Below are 6,000 nucleotides of genomic sequence, written 5' to 3'. Positions count from 1 at the left end.
CCTGGCGGCGCTGCGCGCCCTTGGGCTGTGAACTACTGAGGAGCCGCTGTCTTTAACTGGAAGAGCTACCCACCGACGTGGGCTGCGCAGCCAGATATGTCCGGTTGGTGATGGCCCCATCATCGGCCTGCGCCACCAGCGCGGCGTATTTTGCCATCACGCCGCTGGGATAATGTGGGACTGGGGGCGTCCAGGCGCGGCGGCGCGCGGCCAGTTCGTCGGCGCTCAGGTCTACGTTCAGGCTGCGCGCGTCAACATCAACGCTGATGGTGTCGCCTTCCTGAAGCAGGCCGATGGGACCGCCAACGGCAGCCTCCGGCGCAACATGCCCGATCATCAGGCCATGCGTTGCCCCGGAGAAACGCCCATCGGTCATGAGCATGACCGAGCCGCCTAACCCCTGGCCGATAAGCGCCGCCGTCACCTGCAACATCTCCTGCATGCCTGGCCCGCCAACCGGCCCCTCGTAGCGAATGACGACCACATCGCCCGGCTGAATGGCCTGCTGTTTGACGGCCTCGAAGGCGGCGTGTTCGCTGTCAAAGACGCGCGCTGGCCCCCGGAACGCTCGCGGTTCGGTCCCTTTGAGTTTTGCCACAGAACCGCTCGGAGCCAGGTTGCCCTTGAGGATATGCAGCCCGCCATTCGGGCTAATCGCTTGCTCCCAGGTGTGGATGACTTCCTGCCCTGGGGTTTCACGGGCGCTGGCGCTCTCTTCGGCCAGGGTCTTGCCCGTCACCGTCAGACAGCTTCCGTCGGCATGGCCGTCTTCCACCAGCCGCTGTGCCAGCAGGCGTATGCCTCCGGCGCGATACATATCCAGCGCAAAGAAGCGCCCGGTTGGCTTCAGATCGCAGATCAGCGGTGTACGCTTGCTGATGGCCTCAATATCGTCAATGGTAAAGGGAATGCCTGCCTCGCGGGCAATCGCCAGGCTGTGCAGCACGACGTTGGTTGAGCCGCCGCTGGCAGCAGCGGCGGCAACAGCGTTTTCCAGCGAGGCGCGCGTGATGACCTTGCGCGGTGTCAGGTCTTGTTCGATCATCTGCATGATAAGCTGGCCTGCCCGGTACGATACGTTATCCTTTTCCGCGTCCATTGCCGGGACATCGGCCAGGCCCATCGGGCAGATGCCCAGGATTTCGGCGAAGGTCGCCATCGTATTAGCGGTGAATTGGCCGCCGCACGCGCCCGGCCCCGGACAGGCCGCGCCCTCGATTTCTTGCAAATCCTCGCGGTTGATCTTTCCGGCGGTGTAAGCGCCAATGGCCTCAAATACATCCTGCACCGTCACATCGCGGCCTCGATAGCGCCCCGGCGCAATCGAGCCGCCGTAGAGCATCAGCGAAGGGATGTTCACGCGCGCCAGCGCCATGATGCTGCCCGGCATGGTCTTATCGCAGGCGGTCAGCACAATCAGGCCATCGAAGTAGTTACCCAGCGCCTCCAGTTCGATGGAGTCGGCGATGATCTCCCGGCTGACCAGCGAAGCCTTCATGCCGGAAGTCCCCATCGTGATGCCATCGGAGATGGAGACGGTGTTGAACTCCAGCGGTGTGCCACCAGCGGCGCGCACGCCTTCTTTCACTTTGGCAGACAGGCGGCGCAGATGAAAGTTGCAGGGACCGATCTCGGTCCAGGTATTGGCGATGCCGATGAGAGGCCGGGATAGATCGGCGTCGGTCAAACCAATGGCTTTGAGCATCGAACGGGCAGCGGCGCGATCAGTCCCCTCAAGCAAGGGGCGGCTGCGCGCGTTGAGCGCATGATGGTTTTCAGACATACTCAACTCCTGGCGGGATAGACGGATGTACACCACGTCGCGTAATCAGGGTCGTCTCCACGCGCGGCGCTCAGATAGCGGCGCTGAAGCTCCATCGTGATCGGGCCAGGCTGACCATTGCCGATGGGGCGGCCCTCGATACGGGTCACTGGCGAAATCTGCACTCCTGTGCCGGTGAGAAAGATTTCGTCCGCGTCATAGAGTTCGGTGCGATCAATCGCCCGCTCGCGGGTCTGGATACCGAGGTCGCGCCGGGCCATCTCGATTATACCATTGCGCGTGATGCCTTCGAGAATATCGTCGGAGGTGCGCGGAGTGCTGAACTGGCCGCGCCGCACCAGGAAAAGATTGCAAGAACTGCCCTCGGAGACATTGCCAGATTCGGTCAGAAAGATCGCCTCGTCGTAGCCAGCAGCGGTGGCCTCGTCAATTGCCAGCGCGCTGTTGATATACGCGCCAACCGTCTTGGCGCGCACCGGAATGGCATTGCCACTGACGCGCCGCCAAGAAGAGATGCTGACATGCAGGCCGCTGCTGATGTCTACGTAATTGCCCATCGGAAAGGCAAAGATGGTTACTGAATCCTCAAGGCTGCTTAATGTCAGTTTGATGGTTCGGGACGATTTATAGGCCAGCGGGCGGATATAGACATCCTGGCGGAAGTTCTGCCGACGCAGCATCTCAAGCGTGATTTCGCACAATGCGTCAACGGACTCTGGTATCTGTATCTTGAGCAGGCGCTGCGAACTGGCAAACCGCTCAAAATGCTCGCGCAGCTTGAGAACGTAAAGCTGCTCTTGTTCAGCATTCCAGTAGGCGCGAATGCCCTCGAAGCAGCCGGTGCCATAGTTAAGGGCATGTGTTGACACGCTGACTGTTGCTTCGCTCATCGGCACAATCGCTCCACCAAAGTAGGCGAGTCCCTGCTCCGCTGCCACAGTAGGGATGACGGGCGCGGCTGCCTTTGCCGGGGTTGTTGGGGGAGTAATGTGATGAACCATACCCATTACCTCTCTATTGTACCTGCTGACAGTTTGCCTGCTGCCTGGAGTTTTTGACGGGTGGCGGCAATCAGGCCGCCCGCCTCGATGATACGCAGGATAGATTCAGGATACGCCAGCGCCTGGAAGGATTGGCCGGTGGTCACATCTTCAATGCGCCCGCTCGCCAGATCAACACGCAGCGTATCGCCTGGCTGGATCGCCGCCACCGCTTCGACGCATTCCAGGATGGGCAGGCCAATATTGATCGCGTTGCGGTAGAAGATGCGCGCGAACGATGGGGCGATCACCACGCCAATGCCCGCGCCTTTGATCGCCAGGGGCGCGTGTTCGCGCGAGGAGCCGCAGCCAAAATTATTGCCAGCCACGATCACATCGCCAGGACGCACGCTGGCGGCAAAGCCGGGATCACTATCTTCCATGCAGTGCTTCGCCAGTTCCGCCGGGTCGGTGGTCATCAGGTAACGGGCGGGGATAATCACGTCGGTATCAATGTTATCGCCAAAGACCCAGGCTTTGCCTTCGCTTGGGATCATCATGGAGAGCGTATCTGTCATCGCGCTGGTACCTCCTCGCGCACAATCTCAGCGGGGCTGGCAACCCGCCCCAGCAGCGCCGAGGCGGCGGCAACTGCCGGACTTGCCAGATAGACTTCGGCGTCGCGGTGGCCCATGCGCCCGCGAAAATTGCGGTTGCTGGTGGAGACAGCGCGCTCGCCAGGACCAAGCACACCCATATAGCCACCCAGACAGGGGCCGCAGCCGGGAGGCGCGATCACCGCTTCGGCCTGCTGAAAAACCTCAAGCAAGCCCTCGCGCAATGCCTGACGCTCGACTTCCACCGAGCCGGGGATGATGATGCAGCGTATGTCGGGATGAATGACGCGCCCGCGCAGCAGATCGGCCACAATGCGCAGGTCTTCGATGCGGTTATTGGTGCAGGAACCGATGAAGACCTGATCGAGCGGACGCTGGTCTACCTGGCTCACCGGCTTGATGTTGGCCGGGTCATAGGGGCAGGCCACCATTGGCTCCATCGCGGAGACATCGAACTCAAATACCTGGGTGTAGTGGGCGTCGGGGTCGCTGGCGACCACCTCATAGGGCCATTTGGCCCGCGCCGCCACGTAAGAGAGCGTTTTTTCGTCAACTGGGAACAGCCCGGCGTCGGCTCCGGCTTCAATCGCCATATTTGCCATCGTCAGGCGGCCCTCCATGCTCAGACCGGCCACTGCTTCCCCGCTGAATTCCATGACCGCGCCACGCCCTCCCTCGACGCCGATAGCGCCAATGGTCTGCAAGATCATATCTTTGGCGCTGACCCAGGGAGGGTGCTCGCCATGATAGACAAACTTGATGGTGGGCGGCACGCGCATCCAGACCTCGCCGGTTGCCAGCGCCGCCGCGATGTCTGTCGAACCCATGCCGGTAGCAAAGCAGCCCAGCGCCCCATAGGTGCAGGTATGTGAGTCGCCGCCGACCACCACCTGCCCAGGGACGACCAGCCCTTGCTCTGGCAGGACGACATGCTCGATGCCGCCGCGCCCGATCTCGAAATAGACGGTCCCCTGCTCGCGGGCAAACTTGCGCAGAATCCCGGCCTGCTGGGCCGACTGAATATCTTTGGCGGGAGTGAAGTGGCTGGAAACGAAGATGACCCGCCTGGGGTCAAACACCCGGTCAATGCCGATTTTGTGAAACTCTTTGATCGCCAGCGGGCCGGTAATGTCGTTTGCCATGACAATATCGGCTCGCACGTCAATCATCTCGCCTGCTTCTACCCGCCTCTTTCCGGCATGGCTGGCGAGCATCTTTTCAGCCATTGTTGAACCCATCGCTTATTCCCTCACGGACAGCAGGCGGTTAAAACCGCGCCTACGGGCCAGCGATTTTAACCGCCTGCTCTGATTACGCGCTGGCCTGCTGGCGCAGCGTCATTCGCTGGGCAAACTCGGCGATGCGGCGCAGGTCGTCATCGCCCACTGTCTTGTGTTCATCAACATAGGCGATAAAGCCCTCATAGGCGCGCTGGAGTTCTTCGCCGCGCAGCCGTATCCCCAGCTTGCGCAGATGGGCGTCGAAGCCGTGTCGGCCAGAATGCTTGCCCAGCACCAGCTTTGATTCGGCCCAGCCGACGATGCGCGGCTCCATGATCTCGTAGGTGCCGCGATGCTTCAGCATGCCATCCTGATGGATACCGGCCTCGTGCGCAAAGGCGTTCGCGCCGACAATGGCTTTGTTTGGCTGCACCGGAATGCCGGTGATCTGGCTGACCAGTTGACTGGCCGGAACAAGCTGCTCGCTCACGATGCCTGTCGTATAGCCAGCGTAGGCGTCGGCGCGGGTGCGCAGCGCCATGACCACCTCTTCCAGCGCCGTATTGCCCGCGCGCTCGCCCAGGCCGTTGATCGTTACCTCCACCTGACCCACGCCCGCCGCGATTGCGGCCAGTGTGTTGGCTGTCGCCATCCCCAGATCATCGTGGCAGTGGGCGCTCATCGTCACCTGTTCGATGCCTGGAACGGTCCGACGCAGATGGGTGAGCAAGGCTGTATACTCATTTGGCATGGTGTAGCCCACCGTGTCGGGAATGTTAACCACCGAAGCGCCCGCGCGGACCGCCGTCGTAAAGACCTGGCTCAGAAAGTTCCAGTCGCTTCTGGTCGCGTCTTCTGCGGAAAACTCCACGTCGGCAAAAAAGCGACGGCCATAGCGCACCATCTCGTTGATGCGCGCCAGGACTTCCTCGCGGGTCATCGCCAGTTTGTACTGGAGATGCAGATCGGAGGTGGCAATGAAGACGTGCAGCACCGGATGTTCGGCATCCTGAAGCGCTTCACGGCAGGCGTCAATATCAGCATGATTGGCGCGCGCCAGCCCGGCCACCGCCGTTCCTCGCGTGCGTCGCGCGATCTCGCGGACGGCTGCCAGATCGCCCGGCGACGCCGACGGGAAACCGGCCTCGATGATGTCCACGCCCAGCCGAACCAGTTGCTCGGCAACCTGCATCTTCTCATCAAAGGTCATGCTGGCTCCAGGCGACTGTTCGCCATCGCGCAGGGTGGTATCGAAGATATGGATGGGGCGAACCGGCCTGTCTTGCGAGCCGTTGTTTTCGGCGACCAGCGCGCCAATGGAATCAACGTCCATACGGTCGGGGGTGTTAGCTCCGCTAATCATCGTTGTTCCTCGTTTTCTCTCTCAGGCAACAGCGCCG

The 6,000-nt window shown here is 61.5% G+C and carries 5 protein-coding genes; all 5 read right to left on the bottom strand.

Annotated features, from left to right (window positions below; translation table 11 throughout):
- Positions 1 to 52: 52 nt before the first annotated feature.
- The 5 genes from ilvD to VH599_08935 all read right to left on the bottom strand — a co-directional run bounded on the left by ilvD (position 53) and on the right by VH599_08935 (position 5,963).
- Positions 53 to 1,783, bottom strand: coding sequence for a dihydroxy-acid dehydratase (gene ilvD / locus VH599_08955; protein HEY7348426.1), 1,731 nt, complete (start codon positions 1,781 to 1,783; stop codon positions 53 to 55).
- A gap of 2 nt (positions 1,784 to 1,785) precedes the next feature.
- Positions 1,786 to 2,784 carry a branched-chain amino acid transaminase gene (locus VH599_08950; GenBank protein ID HEY7348425.1) on the bottom strand — a complete coding sequence of 333 codons (999 nt, stop codon included), beginning with the start codon at positions 2,782 to 2,784 and terminating at the stop codon, positions 1,786 to 1,788.
- Between the two features lie 5 nt (positions 2,785 to 2,789).
- The gene (locus tag VH599_08945; GenBank protein HEY7348424.1) at positions 2,790 to 3,341 is read right to left on the bottom strand and encodes a 3-isopropylmalate dehydratase small subunit; all 552 of its coding nucleotides are present in this window, start codon (positions 3,339 to 3,341) and stop codon (positions 2,790 to 2,792) included.
- On the bottom strand, positions 3,338 to 4,618 hold the full coding sequence (locus tag VH599_08940) for a 3-isopropylmalate dehydratase large subunit (GenBank protein HEY7348423.1): 1,281 nt from the start codon (positions 4,616 to 4,618) through the stop codon (positions 3,338 to 3,340). The genes VH599_08945 and VH599_08940 overlap by 4 nt, the downstream gene beginning before the upstream one ends.
- 73 nt (positions 4,619 to 4,691) lie before the next feature.
- Positions 4,692 to 5,963, bottom strand: a complete 1,272-nt coding sequence (locus VH599_08935; protein ID HEY7348422.1) for a 2-isopropylmalate synthase — start codon at positions 5,961 to 5,963, stop codon at positions 4,692 to 4,694.
- Between the last annotated feature and the right edge of the window lie 37 nt (positions 5,964 to 6,000).

The organism is Ktedonobacterales bacterium (genome assembly GCA_036557285.1).
Lineage (GTDB): Bacteria > Chloroflexota > Ktedonobacteria > Ktedonobacterales > DATBGS01 > DATBHW01.
The sequence above is the reverse complement of the archived record's forward strand: the minus strand, read 5'-3'. Positions and strand labels throughout refer to the sequence as shown.